Here is a 16121-nt window from a genome sequence, read left to right on the forward strand (position 1 = left end):
ACTCCAGACGGGCTGCAGTGCGGGCTGCGGCCGGCCGCGCGCGTGCGCGCCGCGAAGCGGAGGGCGTCGCCGCACGTGAGCCCATGGTGTCACGGCGTGGGCGGAGCGCGAGGCGGGATATTCCGGCTGCCGCGAAGGCCGCCCGGACAGGACGCCGTCTGATGAATGCCGGCGGCGCGCCGGGGAAGCGGCGCACGGCCGCCGCGCTTCGCTTCACGCGCGACGGCGGTGCGCGCCTCCGGATCGTCGTCAGGCCGCTCCGTTGCTGCGCGGCCGCAGGCCGGGAATCCGCCTGATCGCGCCGGTGGCGAGCGCGGTGCCGACGAGCACGATCGCGCAGCCTTCGATCATCACGGCCGACACGTGTTCGCCGAGGAACAGCGCGCCCCACAGCAGTCCGAACACGGGAATCACGAACGTCACGGTAATCGCGCGGGCGGGGCCGACGTGCGCGATCAGGTAGAAGTAGATGAAATACGCGATGCCCGTGCACGCAACGCCGAGGGCGAGCACCGAGCCCCATGCGTGCGCGCTCACCGGCGCCGCCGGCCAGGTGGCGATCGCGAACGGCAGCAGCAGCACGGTGGAGCCGATCATGCTGCCGGTCGCGTTGACGAGCGGATCGACGCCGCTCAGCTTGCGCTTCGTGTAATTGGCCGCGATGCCGTACAGCAGCGTCGCGCCGAGTGCGGCGGCGGCGGCGAGCGCGGTGGCCGTGGCACCGGTGTCGCCGTGCGCGGTCGCGACCTGGTTCCAGACGAGCGTGAGCACGCCGGCGAAACCGATCACGAGGCCGAGCGCGCGCGGCAGCGACAGCTTGTCCTTCAGCCACAGGTAGGCGACGAGCGCGCCCCAGAGCGGCGTCGTCGCATTGATCACCGACGTCACGCCGGCCGACAGCGTCAGTTCGGCAAACGCGAACAGGCAGAACGGGATGCCCGAGTTCAGCGCGCCGACGACGAACAGCGGCCATGCGCGACGGCGCAGCTCGGCGCCGAGGTCGGCGGGTTTGAAGCGGGTCAGCGCGAAGCCGGCGAGGAACAGCGCGCCGATGCCGACCCGCAGCGCCATCAGCGGCGCGACGCCCAGATCGACGACGCCGATCCGGATAAACAGGAACGACGCGCCCCACAGGGCGGCGAGCACGGTCAGCAGCAGGGCGTTCTTGGGCGACATCGATCGTGAGGGCGGGGGGAAGGGATGGAGGGCATCTTACACCCCGCCGGCACGCCGTCGTTTCAGGTTTGGATGAAACGACAAGAAACGGGAAGTTTGCCGGTTGCCGGCCCGCTGCGATCGGGGGCCGGCAGTCGCACGCGATCAGTGATGACGCCAGCCGCCGCGTCCGCCGAAGCCGAAATCGAGCGAGACCGACGGTCCCCAGTAGCCGCCGTACGCGGGCACGTAGGCCGGCGCCGGATAGTAGTAAGCGGGGCCTGGATCGACGTAGACGGGCGCCGCCACGGGCGCCGCCGTGTAATAGCCGCCAGGATAGTAGCCGTACGGGTAGTAGCAGCCGGCGAGTGTCGCACCGGCGAGCGCCGCGGCGACGAAGGTCCTGTTCATGATGTTTCTCCGGCGGAGCCGGCAATCGGCCGATGCTCAGGGCGTGAACACACCCCAAGCTTAGGCCGCGCCCCAATGACACGGTGTGCCAAACGGTAACGGATCGTTTCCGCGCCCGCTGCGGGCCACGTTGCGGCGCCGCATGCGAAAACGGCGCCGCCGCGCCGCGGAAACGCCGTCCGGCCGAAAAGTCGCGGCGCGCCGCTTACTTGCCGACCTGGTTGCCGATGATGCCGCCGGCCGCCGCGCCGCCCAGCGTCGACAGCGCGCTGCCGCCGATCGCCGCGCCGGCGACGCCGCCGATACCCGCGCCGATGGCCGTGTCGCGCTGGCGCGTCGTCATCGAGTCGCAGGCCGACAGGCCGGCCACCGTTGCGACGACGAGCGCGCATGCCCCAATACGCCGAATCGCATTCATGATCGTTGTCCTTGCGGTAGTGAACGGAGAGGGTGCACGACCGGCTGGCGGCCACGCACGAATCCAATCTACGCGGCGTGCCGCGGCGCTGCTGTAAGGACTTGTTAAGGCTCGCGCGGTTTCGTAATCAATTGTTTCCAGCCGGCCGGCCGGCGCGCGGCATGCGCAAAAAAGCCCGCTCGAAAGCGGGCTTCGTGCAGCGCGCGGCGATCCGGTGCGGATCGCAACGTTCGCTTACTGGCGGTGATAGATCTCGGCGCCGGTCTTGACGAACTCGACCGCCTTGACCTCCATCCCCTTCTTCAGCGCGTCGGTTTCCGACACGCCCTGTTGCGCCGCGAACTCGCGCACGTCCTGCGTGATCTTCATCGAGCAGAAGTGCGGGCCGCACATCGAGCAGAAGTGCGCGACCTTCGCCGAATCCTTGGGCAGCGTTTCGTCGTGGAATTCGCGCGCCTTGTCCGGATCGAGACCGATGTTGAACTGGTCTTCCCAGCGGAACTCGAAGCGCGCCTTCGACAGCGCGTTGTCGCGCACCTGCGCGCCCGGGTGGCCTTTGGCGAGGTCGGCGGCGTGCGCGGCGAGCTTGTACGTGATGATGCCTTCCTTCACGTCGTCCTTGTTCGGCAGGCCCAGGTGTTCCTTCGGCGTCACGTAGCACAGCATCGCGGTGCCGAACCAGCCGATCATCGCGGCGCCGATGCCCGACGTGATGTGGTCGTAACCCGGCGCGATGTCGGTGGTCAGCGGCCCGAGCGTGTAGAACGGCGCTTCCTTGCACCAGTCGAGCTGGAGATCCATGTTCTCCTTGATCAGCTGCATCGGCACGTGGCCGGGGCCTTCGATCATCACCTGCACGTCGTGCTTCCACGCGATCTGCGTGAGTTCGCCGAGCGTCTTCAGCTCGCCGAGCTGCGCTTCGTCGTTCGCGTCGTAGATCGAGCCGGGGCGCAGGCCGTCGCCGAGCGAGAAGCTGACGTCGTACGCCTTCATGATCTCGCAGATCTCTTCGAAGTGTTCGTACAGGAAGCTTTCCTTGTGATGCGCGAGGCACCACTTCGCCATGATCGAGCCGCCGCGCGACACGATGCCCGTCATCCGGTTCGCGGTGAGCGGCACGTACTGCAGGCGCACGCCCGCGTGGATCGTGAAGTAGTCGACGCCTTGCTCGGCCTGCTCGATCAGCGTGTCGCGGAAGATTTCCCAGGTCAGGTCCTCGGCCTTGCCGTTGACCTTTTCCAGCGCCTGGTAGATCGGCACCGTGCCGATCGGCACCGGGCTGTTGCGGATGATCCACTCGCGCGTTTCATGGATGTGCTTGCCGGTCGACAGGTCCATCACCGTGTCGCCGCCCCAGCGGATGGCCCACGTCATCTTGTCGACTTCCTCGCCGATCGACGACGTCACGGCTGAGTTGCCGATGTTCGCGTTGATCTTCACGAGGAAGTTGCGGCCGATGATCATCGGCTCCGATTCCGGGTGGTTGATGTTCGCGGGGATGATCGCGCGGCCGCACGCCACTTCCGAGCGCACGAATTCCGGCGTGATCTCGGCCGGGGCGTTCGCGCCGAACGCGCTTGCACCGAATGCCTGGCCCGGGTGCTGGCGGCCCATCATCGCGGCCAGCTTCGCGCCGTTCGGGCCGCTGGCCTTGAGGCTTTCCAGGTATTCGGCGCGGCGCTGGTTCTCGCGGATCGCGATGTATTCCATCTCCGGCGTGACGATGCCCTGGCGCGCGTAGTGCATCTGCGTGACGTTCTTGCCGGCTTGCGCGCGGCGCGGGTTGCGGTGCAGGCCCGGGAAACGCAGATCGGCGGTGGCCGGATCGGCCGCGCGCTCGAGGCCGTACCGGCTCGACAGGCCCGGCAGCGCCTCGGTGTCGCCGCGGGTGTCGATCCAGCGCTGGCGCAGCGCCGGCAGGCCCGCGCGGATGTCGATCTGCGCGTCCGGGTCGGTGTACGGGCCCGACGTGTCGTACACGTAGATCGGCGGGTTCTTCTCGCCGCCGAAGCCGGTCGGCGTGTCCGACTGCGTGATCTCGCGCATCGGCACGCGGATGTCGGGCTGCGAGCCGGTCACATAGACCTTGCGCGAATTGGGCAGCGGCGCGACCGCGGCGGCGTCGACGTGGGCGTCGGCGGACAGAAACTTCGGATTGGCGTTCATGCAATCTCCTGTATGAGCGCCGGGCAGGCGCTTCGGCGCTTGCCCGGAGCCCTTGACGAATGTGGGGCTCGAGCTAAGCAGGAGACGAGGCTTGGTGAGGCGGCGGATTTCGTCAGAGGGATGGCGGCGAAATCCGTACGCTTCCCTGCGCTGGCATTATCCAGATCAGGTTCAAAGGGTATTTCTCACCCGCAATGCCGGTTGTTTGACCGAGCGCATTGCAGGACCCCCGCGTTAGCAGCGCACACGATACACCGGCTTCGCGGCGGTTTCAACCGGGGGCGGATCGGTTGCCCCGGTGCGGCCGCAGCATCGCGGGCGGCACGACGGCCCGTCGAAACGCCGGCGCGCGTCGCTGCCGCACGGCCCGCGGTTCGGCCGGCGGTGCGGAAGCGGTGCAGCATGGCGCGCCTTCGCGCGGTCCGGAAAAAACTTTTCGCGGCGGCTGTCATTTCCCGCGGCGTCGTCCGTCTATTCGACTCCTTAAACCCATGTTCGGGAGAGATGTGATGAAAAAAGTACTGATCGCCGCCTGCGTCGCCGCTTTCGCCTCGATCGCCACCGGCGCGTATGCGCAGAACGACGCGATGTCGCAGCAAGGTTCGTCGATGTCGAAGGACGCGATGTCGAAGGATGCGATGGGCCATGACGCGATGAAGAAGGGCGGCATGAAGAAGCACGCGATGAAGAAGGACGCGATGGCGCACGACGCGATGGGCAAGGCGTCGGGCGACAAGATGGCGCCGTCGAACTGACGAGGGCGGACGCGGCGCGGCCGGCGCGTGCGTCGCACGGCGGCCGCCCGCACGGCGTCTCGGCGACGCATTCCGGGAGTCTCGATCATGCAACCCGTACCCGCTGGCGGGCGCGCGGCCGCCACGCCGCCCGCGCGCCCGATCCATCCGCCATGGGTGCGCGCGAGCCACTGGCTGAACGCGCTCGCGGCGATCCTGATGGCGCTGTCCGGCTGGCGCATCTATGATGCGTCGCCGCTCTATCCGCGGTTTGCGTTTCCTCCCGGCCTCACGCTTGGCGGCTGGCTTGGCGGCGCGCTGCAATGGCATTTCGCGGCGATGTGGCTGCTGGTCGGCAACGGGGTCTTCTATCTCGCGATGTCGATCGCGACGGGCCGCTTCGCGCGCAAGATGCTGCCCGTCACGCCGGCCTCGGTGTGGCGCGACCTGCGCGCCGCGCTCGGCGGGCGGCTGTCGCACGACGATCCGGGCGTCTACAACGCGGTGCAGCGCGCCGCGTACCTGATCGCCATCGTCGATCTCGTCGTGCTGGTGCTGTCGGGGCTCACGATCTGGAAGTCCGTGCAATTCCCGCTGCTGCGCGAACTGTTCGGCGGCTACGACAACGCGCGGGTCGTGCATTTCTGGGCGATGTCGCTGCTCGTCGCGTTCTTCGTCGTGCACGTCGCGATGGCGCTGCGGGTGCCGCGCTCGCTGTTCGCGATGCTGCGCGGGCGCTGACCGGTCAACCCCGGGTGAAGGAACGCATCATGTCGGAATCCGAAAACACGCGCGACGGCTCGCGCTGGACGCTCGACCGGACATCGCTCGAACTCGACCTGCGCCGCGAGCTGGCGATGCCGTCGCGGCGGCTGTTCAACCGGCGCCTCCTGACGCTCGGCGGGCTGACGATGCTGACCGGCTGCACGTTGCAGGACGATGCGTCGGTCGAGACGTTCCTCGCGACGGTGTCGCGCATGAACGATCGCGTGCAGGCCTGGCTGTTCAGCGGCGAACGGCTCGCGCCGACCTACACCGAAGCCGACCTCACGCGGCCGTTCCCGTTCAACGCGTACTACGGGATCGACGACGTGCCGCACGTCGACGCGTCGACCTATCGCCTCGTGCTGTCGGGCCGCGTGACCGGCAAGCGCGTGTGGACGCTCGACGAGCTGTATGCGCTGCCGCACGCGGAGCAGATCACGCGACATATCTGCGTGGAAGGGTGGAGCGCGATCGGGCGCTGGGGCGGCACGCCGTTCGGCGCGTTTCTGCGGCGCGTCGGCGCGGACACGAGCGCGAAATACGTCGGTTTCAAATGCGCGGACGACTATTACGAAAGCATCGACATGCCGACCGCGCTGCATCCGCAGACGCTGCTGGCGTTCGAATACGACGGGCGGCGGTTGCCGGCGGAGTTCGGCTTTCCGATGAAGCTGCGGATGCCGACCAAGCTCGGCTACAAGAACCCGAAGCACATCATGGAGATGTTCGTCACCGACACGTATCCGGGCGGGTATTGGGTCGACCAGGGATACAACTGGTTCGGCGGGTCGTAGGCGGCCCGCACGCGGGCCGCCTGCGTGCGATCAGAACGTTTCCCAGTCGTCGCGGCCCGCCGCGCCCGCGGTCGCGAGCGTGGTTGCCGGCGCCGGCGCCGGCGCCGGCGCGCGCGGCGCGGCGACGCGGGCCGGGGCCGGGCGGCGCACGACCTTCGGTGCGCCGTGCGCGGGCGCGGCTGCCGCCGCTGCCGTGCCTTGATCGCCGGCAAGCTTGAATACCGCGACCGCGCGCTTCTGTTCGGCGGCCTGCTGTTCGAGCGATTGCGCGGCCGCCGACGCCTGTTCGACGAGCGCCGCGTTCTGCTGCGTGACTTCGTCCATCTGGCCGACCGCGACGTTGACCTGCTCGATGCCGCGGCTCTGTTCGTCGGACGCGGCCGAGATCTCGGCGTTGATGTCGGCGACCCGGCGGATCGCCTGGCGTACGTCGCCCATCGTGCGGCCGACCGCCTCGGCCTGGTCGGAGCCGTCGCGCACGGTTTCGACCGACTGCTGGATCAGTTCCTTGATTTCCTTCGCGGCGCTCGACGCGCGCTGCGCGAGACTGCGCACCTCGCCCGCGACGACCGCGAAGCCGCGCCCCTGTTCGCCGGCGCGCGCGGCTTCGACCGCGGCGTTCAGCGCGAGGATGTTGGTCTGGAACGCGATGCTCTCGATGAGGCCGGTGATGTCGGCGATCTTCGTCGAGCTCGCGGTGATGTCGTGCATCGTCGACAGCATCCGCTCGACGACTTCGCTGCCGGAGTCGGCGACGTCCGACGCGTTGGTGGCGAGCGTCGTCGCCTGGCGTGCATTCTCCGAGTTCTGCTTGACCGTCGCGGTCAGCTCTTCCATGCTCGCGGCGGTTTCTTCGAGCGACGCGGCCTGCTCCTCGGTGCGCGACGACAGGTCCATGTTGCCCGCGGCAATTTCGCCGGACGCGGTCAGGATCGAGTCGCTCGACGTCTTGATCCCGCGCACGACGCGCGCGAGCTGCGTATCCATCTGGCGCAGCGCGTCCAGCAGGTGGCCGAACTCGTCGTTCGAGCGGATCTCGATCGAGTTCTCGAGGTGGCCGTCGGCGATGCGCTGCGCGGTGTTCATCGCGATGCCGAGCGGCTGCGTGATCGCGCGCTGCAGATACCACCATGCGGCGGTCGCGACGACCACGCCGATCGCGAGCGTGCCGAGCGACGCCCACAGCAGCATGTGGAACGTGTCGCTGCCCTGGTCGGCGGAATCCTTGACCTGCTTCGCGTTGATCGCGATGTCCTCGTCGATGCTGTCGGTGAGCGTGCTGCCGAGCGGGCGGACCTTGTCCAGCGCCGCAGTCGTCGCATCGGCGTTGCCCGATTCCGCCGCGCCGAGCGCGGTCGACGCGAGCGAGCGGAAATCGCCGAGCTGGCTGGCGATGCGGTCCGCGACCTTGCGCTCGTCGTCGGCCGTCACCTTCGCGGGGTAGTAGTCGTTCCACGCGGACAGCATCTTCTTCTCGCGCTCGCGGATGCGGTCGACGACGGCCTTCGCTTCGGTCGCGTCATGCGTCGCGGCGAGCCGCTCCAGGTTGAGGCGCATCTGCAGCGCACCCGCCTGCGTGCTCGCCAGATCCTCGATCGGCACCGTGCTGTCGGTGTACATCGAACTCATGTCGCCGCTCAGCGTCGCGAGCCCCCGTATTCCTTCCGTACCGATTGCGATCATCACGATCACGCATGCGGCGAACGCAACCACGATCTTGAACTTGATGCTGCCAGTCAGCTTGTTCATGCCCCGCTACCCATGTAAGAAAAAACCTGTCATGTCCCGGTCCGCATCGACGCATTCTTCAGATAAAAATCCATGACGCGGGCAGGGTTGATGGCCGGGTATACGGCAACGGGACTGGCGACATTAGGGGAAATGCACCAATCCGGTCAAATATTCAGCGTTTCGATAAAACATCAGTGCACCACCTTTCGGACGTGTCCCAATCTGCTTTCGAATGGCATGTTCGATTGCCGTCGTTCCGTCCGGGCGGGGGGCGGCCCGGACGGTCCGGATTCCGGACGATGTCGTGCGGCCGCCGGCATGAAACTGTCGCGCCGAAACGTCAGTCGGACACCTTTCAGTCAGGTCCGGGGATGCTTTCGAATCCGTGATGCCATAATGCCGACACGTGCGCAGTCGTTCCGGGTGCGCACGTTTTCATGTCCGTCTGCCGCCGGCCCTGCCGGTTCACATCGTCGCCGTTCGCACTGTCATGTCGTTCCGCACGTTCGCTCTCGCCGTTCCGACCCGATCCGGGTCGTCTGCCGGGTTTCCCGGCGTCTTTCAACAGGGCACGCGGCACGCCGTGCGGGCAGGCTGAACGATGACGCCGCTCGACCGCCTCCTCGATTTCCTTTCCCGCCTTTCGTTCCGCATCCGCCTGCCGCAAAGCCGCGGCGGCCGCGTCGCGCTGGCGCTCGTGTTCATCTATTTCGTCTGGGGTTCGACCTACAGCGGCCTGCATTTCGCGCTGCAGTCGTTCCCGCCGCTGCTGCTGTCGGGGCTGCGCAACCTGCTCGGCGGGATCGGCCTGTTCGTCTTCGCGCTGCGGCGCAAGCCCGAATGGCCGACGCTGCTCGAAATCCGCAATGCGGGGATCGTCGGCACGATGCTCGTCGCGCTGTCGTCGGGCACGATCGCGCTCGGGATCAGCTCGGTCAGCAGCGGCTCGGCCGCGGTGATGGTCGCCACGGTGCCGCTGTTCGCGACCGTGATCGCGGCGGTCGCCGGGCGGCCGGTCACGAAAGGCGAGTGGGCGGCCGTCGCGCTCGGGATGGTCGGCATCGTCATCCTGAATTCGGGCGGCGCGGCCGCGCAGAACTCGGCGCTCGGCACGATCTGCGTGCTGGCCGGCGCACTGTTCTGGGCCGGCGGCGCGCATCTCGCGACGCGGCTCAAGCTGCCGTCCGACCTGTTTCTCTCCACGTCGCTGCAGATCGGCCTCGGCGGCCTGATCTCGACGCTCGTCGCCTGGCTGATCGGCGAACGGATCGAACACGTGATGGTGGGGCCGGTGTTCGCGTTCGTGTACCTGATGGTGTTCTGCACGATGGCCGCGTACGTCGCGTACGGCTATCTGATCCGCCACACGAGCCCGATCATCGCCAGCAGCTGCATGTACGTGAACCCGATCGTCGCGGTCGCGCTTGGCGCGCTGCTGCTCGGCGAGCCGGTGACGACGTCCACCGTGGTCGCGACCGTCGCGATCCTCGGCAGCGTCGGGCTGTCGTTCGTGTTCGATCCGGCGCGCCGGCCGGCGGCGCGCGCGGCAGCGGCCGCTGGGCCTGCCGTGGCGACCGCGACCGCGACCGCGACGGCGCCGGCGGCGGACGCCGCGTCCGCTTCCGAGCCGATCGCGGTACCCGATGCGGCGCCGATCCTGGCGCCTTCCGCCGTGCCGCTTGCCGTGCCGGCACCGGCCGCGGTGGTCGACCCGGCGGCGGTCATGGATCCGGCGCCGGCGTTCGCCGCGCCGCCGGTCGACCAAGCGGCGGCGCCCCGCGCCGACGCGTGACGCAGCTGCGGCCGGCCGCGGTCAGCCGCGCCGGCCGTTGCGATGGTGGAACACGCCCGCGCACAGCGTGAGCGCCAGCCCGGTCGCGCACATGCCGATCCAGCCGAACGCGTGCCACGCGGCGACGCCGGCCGACGAGCCGATCGCGCCGCCGATGAAATAGCACACCATGTACACCGTGTTGACGCGGCTGCGCGCCTCGGGCTTCAGCGCATAAATGCGCGACTGGTTCGAGATCTGCGCGGCCTGCACGCCGACGTCCAGCACGACCACGCCGATCACGAGCCCGACGAGGCTCGCACCCGACAGCGCGAAGATGACGAACGACAGCGCGAGCAGCGCGATCGCGAGCGAGATGATCGCGCGCGGGCCGCGCTGGTCCGCGAAACGGCCTGCGTACGGCGCCGCGAGCGCGCCTGCCGCACCGACGATCCCGAACAGGCCGGCCGCCTGCGGGCCCAGATGGAACGGCGCGCCGGCGAGCAGCAGCGTGAGCACGGGCCAGAATGCACTGAACGCCGCGAACAGCAACGCGCCCGTCAGCGACGCTTCGCGCAGCCCGCGCAGTTCGGCCGCCAGGTGCCACATCGAGCCGAGCAGCTTGCCGTACGGCAGGGTCGAGGTCGGCGAGCTGCGCGGCAGCCGCGCCACGATCACGGCGGCGAGCGCGACGAGCGCCACGACCGAGGCGGCGAATACCGCCCGCCAGCCGAAGTATTCGGCGATGAAGCCGGCGGCCGTGCGGGCCAGCAGGATGCCGAGCAGCAGGCCGCTCATCACCGTGCCGACCGCCTGCCCGCGCTCGGCCGGCGGCGCGATCTCGGCGGCGAACGGCACGGCCTGTTGCGCGATGGTCGCGAGCACGCCGATCGCCAGGCTCGCGGCGGCGAGCACGGCCAGCGACGGCGCGCTGGCGGCCACGATCAGCGCGACCGACAGGCCGGCGATCTGCATCAGGATCAGCCGGCGGCGGTCGAAGCGATCGCCGAGCGGCGCGAGCAGGAACATGCCGGCCGCATAGCCGAGCTGCGTCGCGGTCGGCACGACGCCGATCCACGCAGCGCCGCCGGAAAAGCTCGAACGGAAGCTGTCGAGCAGCGGCTGGTTGTAGTAGATGTTCGCGACGGATACGCCCGCGATCGTCGCGAGCAGCAACAGCAGGCTGCGCGAGTAGTGGGGCGAGGCGTCGTCGGACGGATGGTCGGTGGAGGCGCTGGACATGGCGGCACGAGGCGGAGTGGGCAGGCGCGGGCACGCGGGCGGGCCGGGCGCCGGTCGAGGCTGCCGATCATACCGGAGCGCCGTGAATCGTGCCGGGGCGGGCGGCGAACCGGCGCAACCGGCCGGCCGTCGCCCGTCGTCGCGCGCGTCGCCTTCTCAGTCGACCAGTTCGCCGGTCGGTTCGTAGAACGGATAGGGGCCGGCGCCTTCATCCACATACACATGGTGCGACGTCATGCCGGTATCCGGCGCATAGCGATGCACCGCGAATGCCGGCGGTTCGAGCCGGAACGCGGACGGCGCGTCGGCCCGCAGGTCGAATGCGACCTGATGCGCGGGCGACGGCACCGCCGCCGCGAGCGTGCCGCCAAACCGCGTGAACATCGTGCGGTGCACGTGGCCGCACAGCACGCGCTCGACGTTCGGATGGCCGCGCAGCAGCGCGTCGAGTTTCGAGGCGGCGGCGGGGGCGAGGCGCAGTGCATCCATGTGGCCGATTCCCGAGACGAACGGCGGATGATGCAGCGCGACGATCACCGGCCGGTCGCGCGCGGCGTCGAGCTGCGCGGCGAGCCATGCGAGCCGCGTGTCGCACAGGTCGCCGTGGCTGGCGCCGGGCACCTGCGAATCGAGCGCGAGCACGCGCACCGCGCCGAGATCGAGCGCGTACTGCACGAATTCGCCGTCGTGCAGTTCGGCGCGCTCGGCGAACGCGCGGCGCAGCCCGGCGCGGTCGTCGTGGTTGCCGATCATCAGGTAGTACGGAATCTCGAGCGCCGCGAGCAGCCCGCGCAGGTTGCCGTACTCCTCGTCGTGGCCGAAGTCGGTCAGGTCGCCGGTGACGAGCACCGCATCGGGACGCGGCACGAGCGCGTTCAGTTTCGCGATGCAGCGCGCGAGCGCGGCCGCCGTGTCGACGCGCCGGTACGCGAGCTGACCCGGACGCTTGATGTGGAGATCGCTGATTTGAGCAAGCAGCATCGTCGTTTTCCGGAATTGTCTGGTTATCGTGGGGGCGGCGTCGTGCGCCGCGACAGGGTGGTGCATGAATGATGCACGAATGACGGATTACGCGCCGAGCGCGATCAGGCCTTCCGGTGCGATCGTCATGCCGACCGCCGTGCCGCGCGCAAGCGCGATGCGGCCGGGGACGTCGATCACGAGCGCGTCGGGCGCCGCATGCTCGATCGTGAGCCGCGTGCGCTCGCCGAGGAACGCGCACGCGCCGACCGTGCCGCGCAGCGGCGCATGCGCGGGATCGACGAGCTGCGCGTCCTCGGGGCGGAAGAACCATTCGTCGGCGGCGTGCGGCGTCGCGATCGCCCCGCCCGTCGTCACGAGCGCGCCATCGCGCCACTGGCCCGCGAGCCGGTTCAGCGTGCCGATGAACTGCGCGACCGTGCGGTTCGCCGGCCGGTAGTAGATGTCGCGCGGCGTGCCGATCTGTTCGATGCGGCCGGCGCCCATCACGACGATCCGGTCGCCGAGTTCCATCGCCTCGGCCTGGTCGTGCGTCACGTAGACGGTCGTCACGCCGAGCTCGCGCAGCAGCGCATTCATCTCGCGACGCAGCGCATCACGCAGCTTCGCGTCGAGCGCGGTCAACGGTTCGTCGAGCAGCAGCACGCGCGGCCGCACCGCGAGCGCGCGCGCCAGCGCGACGCGCTGGCGCTGGCCGCCCGACAGTTGATCGATCGGCTTGTCCGCGTGCGCGTCGAGCCGCATCATCGCGAGCAGTTCGTCGACGCGCTCGCGCAGTGCGCGCGGCGCGGTCTTGCGGATCTTCAGCCCGTAGCCGACGTTGCCGCGCACGGTCAGGTTCGGAAACAGCGCGTAGTTCTGGAACACCATGCCGACCTGGCGGCGCTCGATCGGCAGCGTGGTGACATCGTCGTTGCCGAACGCGATGGTGCCGCCGGCGTCCGGCGTGTCGAGCCCCGCGATCAGGCGCAGCGTCGTGGTCTTGCCGCAGCCCGACGGCCCGAGCAGCACGAGCGTCTCGCCGGCGCCGATCGACAGGTCGAGCGGCTCGAGCACGCGCGTGCCGCGGAAGGTCTTCGCGCAGCCGGTCAGGGTGATGGGAGTGGAATCGAGTTTCATGTGAGCGGGAAAGTCAGCGTGCGCGGCGCTTGAGCGCGCGCGTGCCGGACGGATCGACGCCGAGCCACTGCATCGCGACGAGGAGCGGCAGCGTCATCAGCAGGAACAGGATCGTGTACGCGCTGCCGACTTCGAGGCGCAGCGACGCATACGTATCGGCAAGCCCGACCGGCAGCGTCTTGGTGTCGGGCGTGTGCAGCATCCACGTGAGGTTGAATTCGCCGATCGACAGCGTGAGCACCGCCAGCGCACCCGCGACGATGCCGGGGCGCAGGTTCGGCAGCACGATCGTGACGAAGCGCGTGACGAACGACGCGCCGAGGCTCGCCGCACCTTCCTCGAGCGTGCGCAGGTCGGCGCCGGCCGCCACCGCCGCCACCGCGCGCACCATGAACGGCAGCGTGAACACGACGTGGCCGACGACGATGAACCACAGGCTCATCCGGAACGCGGTGAAGCCGCCGTAGACGACGAGCAGCGCGAGCGCCGACGCGAGTCCCGGCAGCGCGACCGGCAGCACGAGCGCTTCCTCGATCGCGCGCGCGACGCGGCTCTTGCTGCGCGCGAGGGCGTAGCCGGCGGGCACGCCGACCGCCAGCACGATCGCAAGCGTCGCGAACGCGACGTAGAGCGACAGCGCGACCGAGCCGTGATACTGCTCCCAAACCTGTTCGAGCCAGCGCAGCGTGAGCCCGCTCGACAATCCGCGGAAATAGTTGACGGTCAGGCCTGCGAGTACCGACATCACGACGGGCACGATCAGGAACGCGCACAGCAGCAGCGTGACGCCCCACTGGAGGGCGGCGATCGCGCGCGTGCCCGTGACGCGCGGGGCGCGCCGAGCCGTGCCGTTCGCCTGTGCGGGAGCGGGCGCCGGCGACGGCGTGGACGAGCCGGAAAGCGATTGCATGGAGGACTCCTCAGGCCGCAGCGGCGGCGGTGTGGCCCGTGAACCGGCGCGCGAGCGCGAGCACGGCCCACGTGACGATGCCGAGTACGATCGACAGGCCGGCCGCCGTCGCGATGTTTGCGTTCAGCGTGAACTCGGTATAGATCGTCATCGGCAGCACGTTCAGGTCGGTGGCGAGCGTGAACGCAGTGCCGAAGGCGCCCATCGCGGTCGCGAAGCAGATCGCGCCGGCTGCGATCAGGCCGGGCGCGAGCGCGGGCAGCACGATGTCGACGAAGATGCGCCACGGCGACGCGCCGAGCGAACGCGCGGCTTCCTCGAGCGACGCGTCGAGCTTCGACGCGGCCGCGATCACGGTGACGATCACGCGCGGAATCGAGAAATACAGGTAGCCGACGAACAGCCCGGCGACCGAATACGCGAATACCCACTTGTCGCCGGTGAGCTTCGCGGACAGCATGCCGATCAGCCCCTGGCGCCCGGCAAGCATGATCACCATGAAGCCGACCACGACGCCCGGGAACGCGAGCGGGAACGTGAGCAACGCGAGCAGCACGCGCTTGCCCGTGAATTCGCGGCGCGCGAGCAGGAGGCCGGCGATCGTCGACAGCACGAGCGTCGCGAGCGTGACGCCCGCGGACAGCGCGATGGTCCCGCCGAGGCTCCTCATGTAGCGCGCGTTGCCGAGCAGCGCGGCGTACTGCGAGAAGAACGCGCCGTCGGCGGACACCTGCACGAGCGCCGCCATCGGCAGCAGCCAGAACGCGGCGAACACCGCAAGCGCGGGCGCGACGAGCGCGACGCGCCAGCGCAGCGGGAAGGTCAGGTCGAGCATCGGTCGGGACCCGCCGCTTATTGCATGACTTGCAGGTACTGCTGGCCGAACGCCTGCTGGCCGGCCGCCATCTTGCCGAAGTCGACCGACCTGGCCCGCGCGTATTCGCTCGCCGGCAGGAACTTCGCGGCGATGTCGGCGCCGAGCGCCTGCGCGCGCACCGGGCGCAGGTAGGCGTTGGCCCACAGCTTCTGGCCTTCGTCCGACAGCACGAAATCGAGCACCTTCTTGCCGTTCGCGTCGTGCGGCGCGCCTTTCACGAGGCTCATCACGTACGGCACCGCGATCGTGCCTTCCTTCGGAATCACGAACTCGACGTTCGCGTTGTCCTTGTACTTCGCGCGATACGCGTCGAAGTCGTAGTCGAGCAGGATCGGAATCTCGCCCGACAGCACGCGCGCATATGCGGTCTGCTTCGGCACGATCGGCGCGTTCGCCTTCAGCTTCCGGAACCAGTCGAGCGCCGGCTTGAAGTTGTCGAGGCTGCCGCCGAGCGCCTGGTTCACGGCGACCGCGCCCGCATAGCCGACGAACGCGCTCGACGGGTCGAGATAACCGACCATGCCCTTGTATTCGGGCTTCAGCAGGTCGGCCCACGAACGCGGCACCGGCTTGCCGTCGAGGGCGTCCTTGTTCACGAAGAAGCCGAGCGTGCCCGAGTGGATCGCGAACCAGTAGCCTTGCGGATCCTTCAGGTTCGCGGGGATGTCGTTCCAGTGCGCGGGCTTGTACGGCGCGATCACGCCCTTGTCCTTCGCCTGGAACGCCGACGACACGCCCAGGTAGACGACGTCGGCGACCGGGCTCTTCTGTTCGGCGATCAGTTGCGCGATCGACTGGCCCGAGTTCTTGTTGTCGAACGGTACGCGGATGCCCGTCTTCTGCTTGATCGCGGCGATCTGCGCGGCCCAGTCGGCCCATTCGGGCGGGCAGTTGTAGCAGATCGCCGTTTCATCGGCGTGGGCGGCGGGCGCGCCCGCGATGAGCGCGGCGCAGGCGACGGGCGCTGCGAGCGCGCGCAGCAGCGAGGTCAGGCGAAAGGACACGGTGGGTCTCCGGGCGAGGGTGTGGCGCTGGGTGGTGGGTTGG

The 16121-nt window shown here is 69.1% G+C and carries 15 protein-coding genes and 1 riboswitch; of the genes, 4 read left to right on the top strand and 11 right to left on the bottom strand.

Features of this window, described 5'->3' with window-relative positions:
* Positions 1-249: 249 nt before the first annotated feature.
* The 4 genes from GQ56_RS0128295 to thiC all read right to left on the bottom strand — a co-directional run bounded on the left by GQ56_RS0128295 (position 250) and on the right by thiC (position 4150).
* Positions 250-1176 carry a DMT family transporter gene (locus GQ56_RS0128295; RefSeq protein ID WP_031401860.1) on the bottom strand — a complete coding sequence of 309 codons (927 nt, stop codon included), beginning with the start codon at positions 1174-1176 and terminating at the stop codon, positions 250-252.
* A gap of 144 nt (positions 1177-1320) precedes the next feature.
* Positions 1321-1566: a hypothetical protein gene (locus tag GQ56_RS0128300; protein ID WP_031401861.1), complete on the bottom strand. Its 246-nt coding sequence runs from the start codon at positions 1564-1566 to the stop codon at positions 1321-1323.
* A gap of 205 nt (positions 1567-1771) precedes the next feature.
* Positions 1772-1984 (bottom strand): glycine zipper 2TM domain-containing protein, encoded by a 213-nt coding sequence (locus GQ56_RS0128305; RefSeq protein WP_031401862.1) that lies wholly within the window; start codon positions 1982-1984, stop codon positions 1772-1774.
* 234 nt (positions 1985-2218) lie between these two features.
* Positions 2219-4150 carry a phosphomethylpyrimidine synthase ThiC gene (gene thiC / locus GQ56_RS0128310; protein ID WP_031401863.1) on the bottom strand — a complete coding sequence of 644 codons (1932 nt, stop codon included), beginning with the start codon at positions 4148-4150 and terminating at the stop codon, positions 2219-2221.
* Between the two features lie 124 nt (positions 4151-4274).
* Positions 4275-4391: riboswitch (TPP riboswitch) on the bottom strand.
* A gap of 268 nt (positions 4392-4659) precedes the next feature.
* Here thiC and GQ56_RS0128315 point away from each other — a divergent pair.
* The 3 genes from GQ56_RS0128315 to GQ56_RS0128325 all read left to right on the top strand — a co-directional run bounded on the left by GQ56_RS0128315 (position 4660) and on the right by GQ56_RS0128325 (position 6443).
* On the top strand, positions 4660-4905 hold the full coding sequence (locus GQ56_RS0128315; protein ID WP_031401864.1) for a pentapeptide MXKDX repeat protein: 246 nt from the start codon (positions 4660-4662) through the stop codon (positions 4903-4905).
* 87 nt (positions 4906-4992) lie between these two features.
* The gene (locus GQ56_RS0128320; RefSeq protein WP_031401865.1) at positions 4993-5625 is read left to right on the top strand and encodes a cytochrome b/b6 domain-containing protein; all 633 of its coding nucleotides are present in this window, start codon (positions 4993-4995) and stop codon (positions 5623-5625) included.
* 29 nt (positions 5626-5654) lie between these two features.
* Entirely contained in the window at positions 5655-6443 is a 789-nt protein-coding gene (locus GQ56_RS0128325) for a molybdopterin-dependent oxidoreductase (protein ID WP_031401866.1), read from the top strand.
* Positions 6444-6473: 30 nt separating this feature from the next.
* Here the strand turns inward: GQ56_RS0128325 and GQ56_RS0128330 are convergent, their stop codons facing one another.
* Complete coding sequence (locus GQ56_RS0128330; protein WP_031401867.1) at positions 6474-8192, bottom strand: methyl-accepting chemotaxis protein; 1719 nt, start codon at positions 8190-8192, stop codon at positions 6474-6476.
* Between the two features lie 583 nt (positions 8193-8775).
* Here GQ56_RS0128330 and GQ56_RS0128335 point away from each other — a divergent pair.
* Positions 8776-9966, top strand: coding sequence for an EamA family transporter (locus GQ56_RS0128335; protein ID WP_031401868.1), 1191 nt, complete (start codon positions 8776-8778; stop codon positions 9964-9966).
* Between the two features lie 21 nt (positions 9967-9987).
* Here the strand turns inward: GQ56_RS0128335 and GQ56_RS0128340 are convergent, their stop codons facing one another.
* The 6 genes from GQ56_RS0128340 to GQ56_RS0128365 form a co-directional block, all read right to left on the bottom strand.
* Positions 9988-11187: an MFS transporter gene (locus GQ56_RS0128340; RefSeq protein WP_031401869.1), complete on the bottom strand. Its 1200-nt coding sequence runs from the start codon at positions 11185-11187 to the stop codon at positions 9988-9990.
* A gap of 156 nt (positions 11188-11343) precedes the next feature.
* Positions 11344-12168: a phosphodiesterase gene (locus GQ56_RS0128345; protein WP_031401870.1), complete on the bottom strand. Its 825-nt coding sequence runs from the start codon at positions 12166-12168 to the stop codon at positions 11344-11346.
* Between the two features lie 87 nt (positions 12169-12255).
* Positions 12256-13287 (bottom strand): ABC transporter ATP-binding protein, encoded by a 1032-nt coding sequence (locus tag GQ56_RS0128350; protein WP_031401871.1) that lies wholly within the window; start codon positions 13285-13287, stop codon positions 12256-12258.
* A gap of 13 nt (positions 13288-13300) precedes the next feature.
* Complete coding sequence (locus GQ56_RS0128355) at positions 13301-14197, bottom strand: ABC transporter permease (RefSeq protein ID WP_031401872.1); 897 nt, start codon at positions 14195-14197, stop codon at positions 13301-13303.
* A 10-nt stretch (positions 14198-14207) separates the two neighbouring features.
* Positions 14208-15032, bottom strand: a complete 825-nt coding sequence (locus GQ56_RS0128360) for an ABC transporter permease (RefSeq protein WP_031401873.1) — start codon at positions 15030-15032, stop codon at positions 14208-14210.
* A gap of 17 nt (positions 15033-15049) precedes the next feature.
* Positions 15050-16078 carry an ABC transporter substrate-binding protein gene (locus GQ56_RS0128365; protein ID WP_031401874.1) on the bottom strand — a complete coding sequence of 343 codons (1029 nt, stop codon included), beginning with the start codon at positions 16076-16078 and terminating at the stop codon, positions 15050-15052.
* Between the last annotated feature and the right edge of the window lie 43 nt (positions 16079-16121).

Source organism: Burkholderia paludis, assembly GCF_000732615.1.
Taxonomy (GTDB): domain Bacteria; phylum Pseudomonadota; class Gammaproteobacteria; order Burkholderiales; family Burkholderiaceae; genus Burkholderia; species Burkholderia paludis.

Coding starts and splice junctions, on each gene's coding strand:
- GQ56_RS0128295 (WP_031401860.1), bottom strand. CDS start 1,176: ATGTCGCCCAAGAACGCCCTGCTGCTGACCGTGCTCGCCGCCCTGTGG.
- GQ56_RS0128300 (WP_031401861.1), bottom strand. CDS start 1,566: ATGAACAGGACCTTCGTCGCCGCGGCGCTCGCCGGTGCGACACTCGCC.
- GQ56_RS0128305 (WP_031401862.1), bottom strand. CDS start 1,984: ATGAATGCGATTCGGCGTATTGGGGCATGCGCGCTCGTCGTCGCAACG.
- thiC (WP_031401863.1), bottom strand. CDS start 4,150: ATGAACGCCAATCCGAAGTTTCTGTCCGCCGACGCCCACGTCGACGCC.
- GQ56_RS0128315 (WP_031401864.1), top strand. CDS start 4,660: ATGAAAAAAGTACTGATCGCCGCCTGCGTCGCCGCTTTCGCCTCGATC.
- GQ56_RS0128320 (WP_031401865.1), top strand. CDS start 4,993: ATGCAACCCGTACCCGCTGGCGGGCGCGCGGCCGCCACGCCGCCCGCG.
- GQ56_RS0128325 (WP_031401866.1), top strand. CDS start 5,655: ATGTCGGAATCCGAAAACACGCGCGACGGCTCGCGCTGGACGCTCGAC.
- GQ56_RS0128330 (WP_031401867.1), bottom strand. CDS start 8,192: ATGAACAAGCTGACTGGCAGCATCAAGTTCAAGATCGTGGTTGCGTTC.
- GQ56_RS0128335 (WP_031401868.1), top strand. CDS start 8,776: ATGACGCCGCTCGACCGCCTCCTCGATTTCCTTTCCCGCCTTTCGTTC.
- GQ56_RS0128340 (WP_031401869.1), bottom strand. CDS start 11,187: ATGTCCAGCGCCTCCACCGACCATCCGTCCGACGACGCCTCGCCCCAC.
- GQ56_RS0128345 (WP_031401870.1), bottom strand. CDS start 12,168: ATGCTGCTTGCTCAAATCAGCGATCTCCACATCAAGCGTCCGGGTCAG.
- GQ56_RS0128350 (WP_031401871.1), bottom strand. CDS start 13,287: ATGAAACTCGATTCCACTCCCATCACCCTGACCGGCTGCGCGAAGACC.
- GQ56_RS0128355 (WP_031401872.1), bottom strand. CDS start 14,197: ATGCAATCGCTTTCCGGCTCGTCCACGCCGTCGCCGGCGCCCGCTCCC.
- GQ56_RS0128360 (WP_031401873.1), bottom strand. CDS start 15,032: ATGCTCGACCTGACCTTCCCGCTGCGCTGGCGCGTCGCGCTCGTCGCG.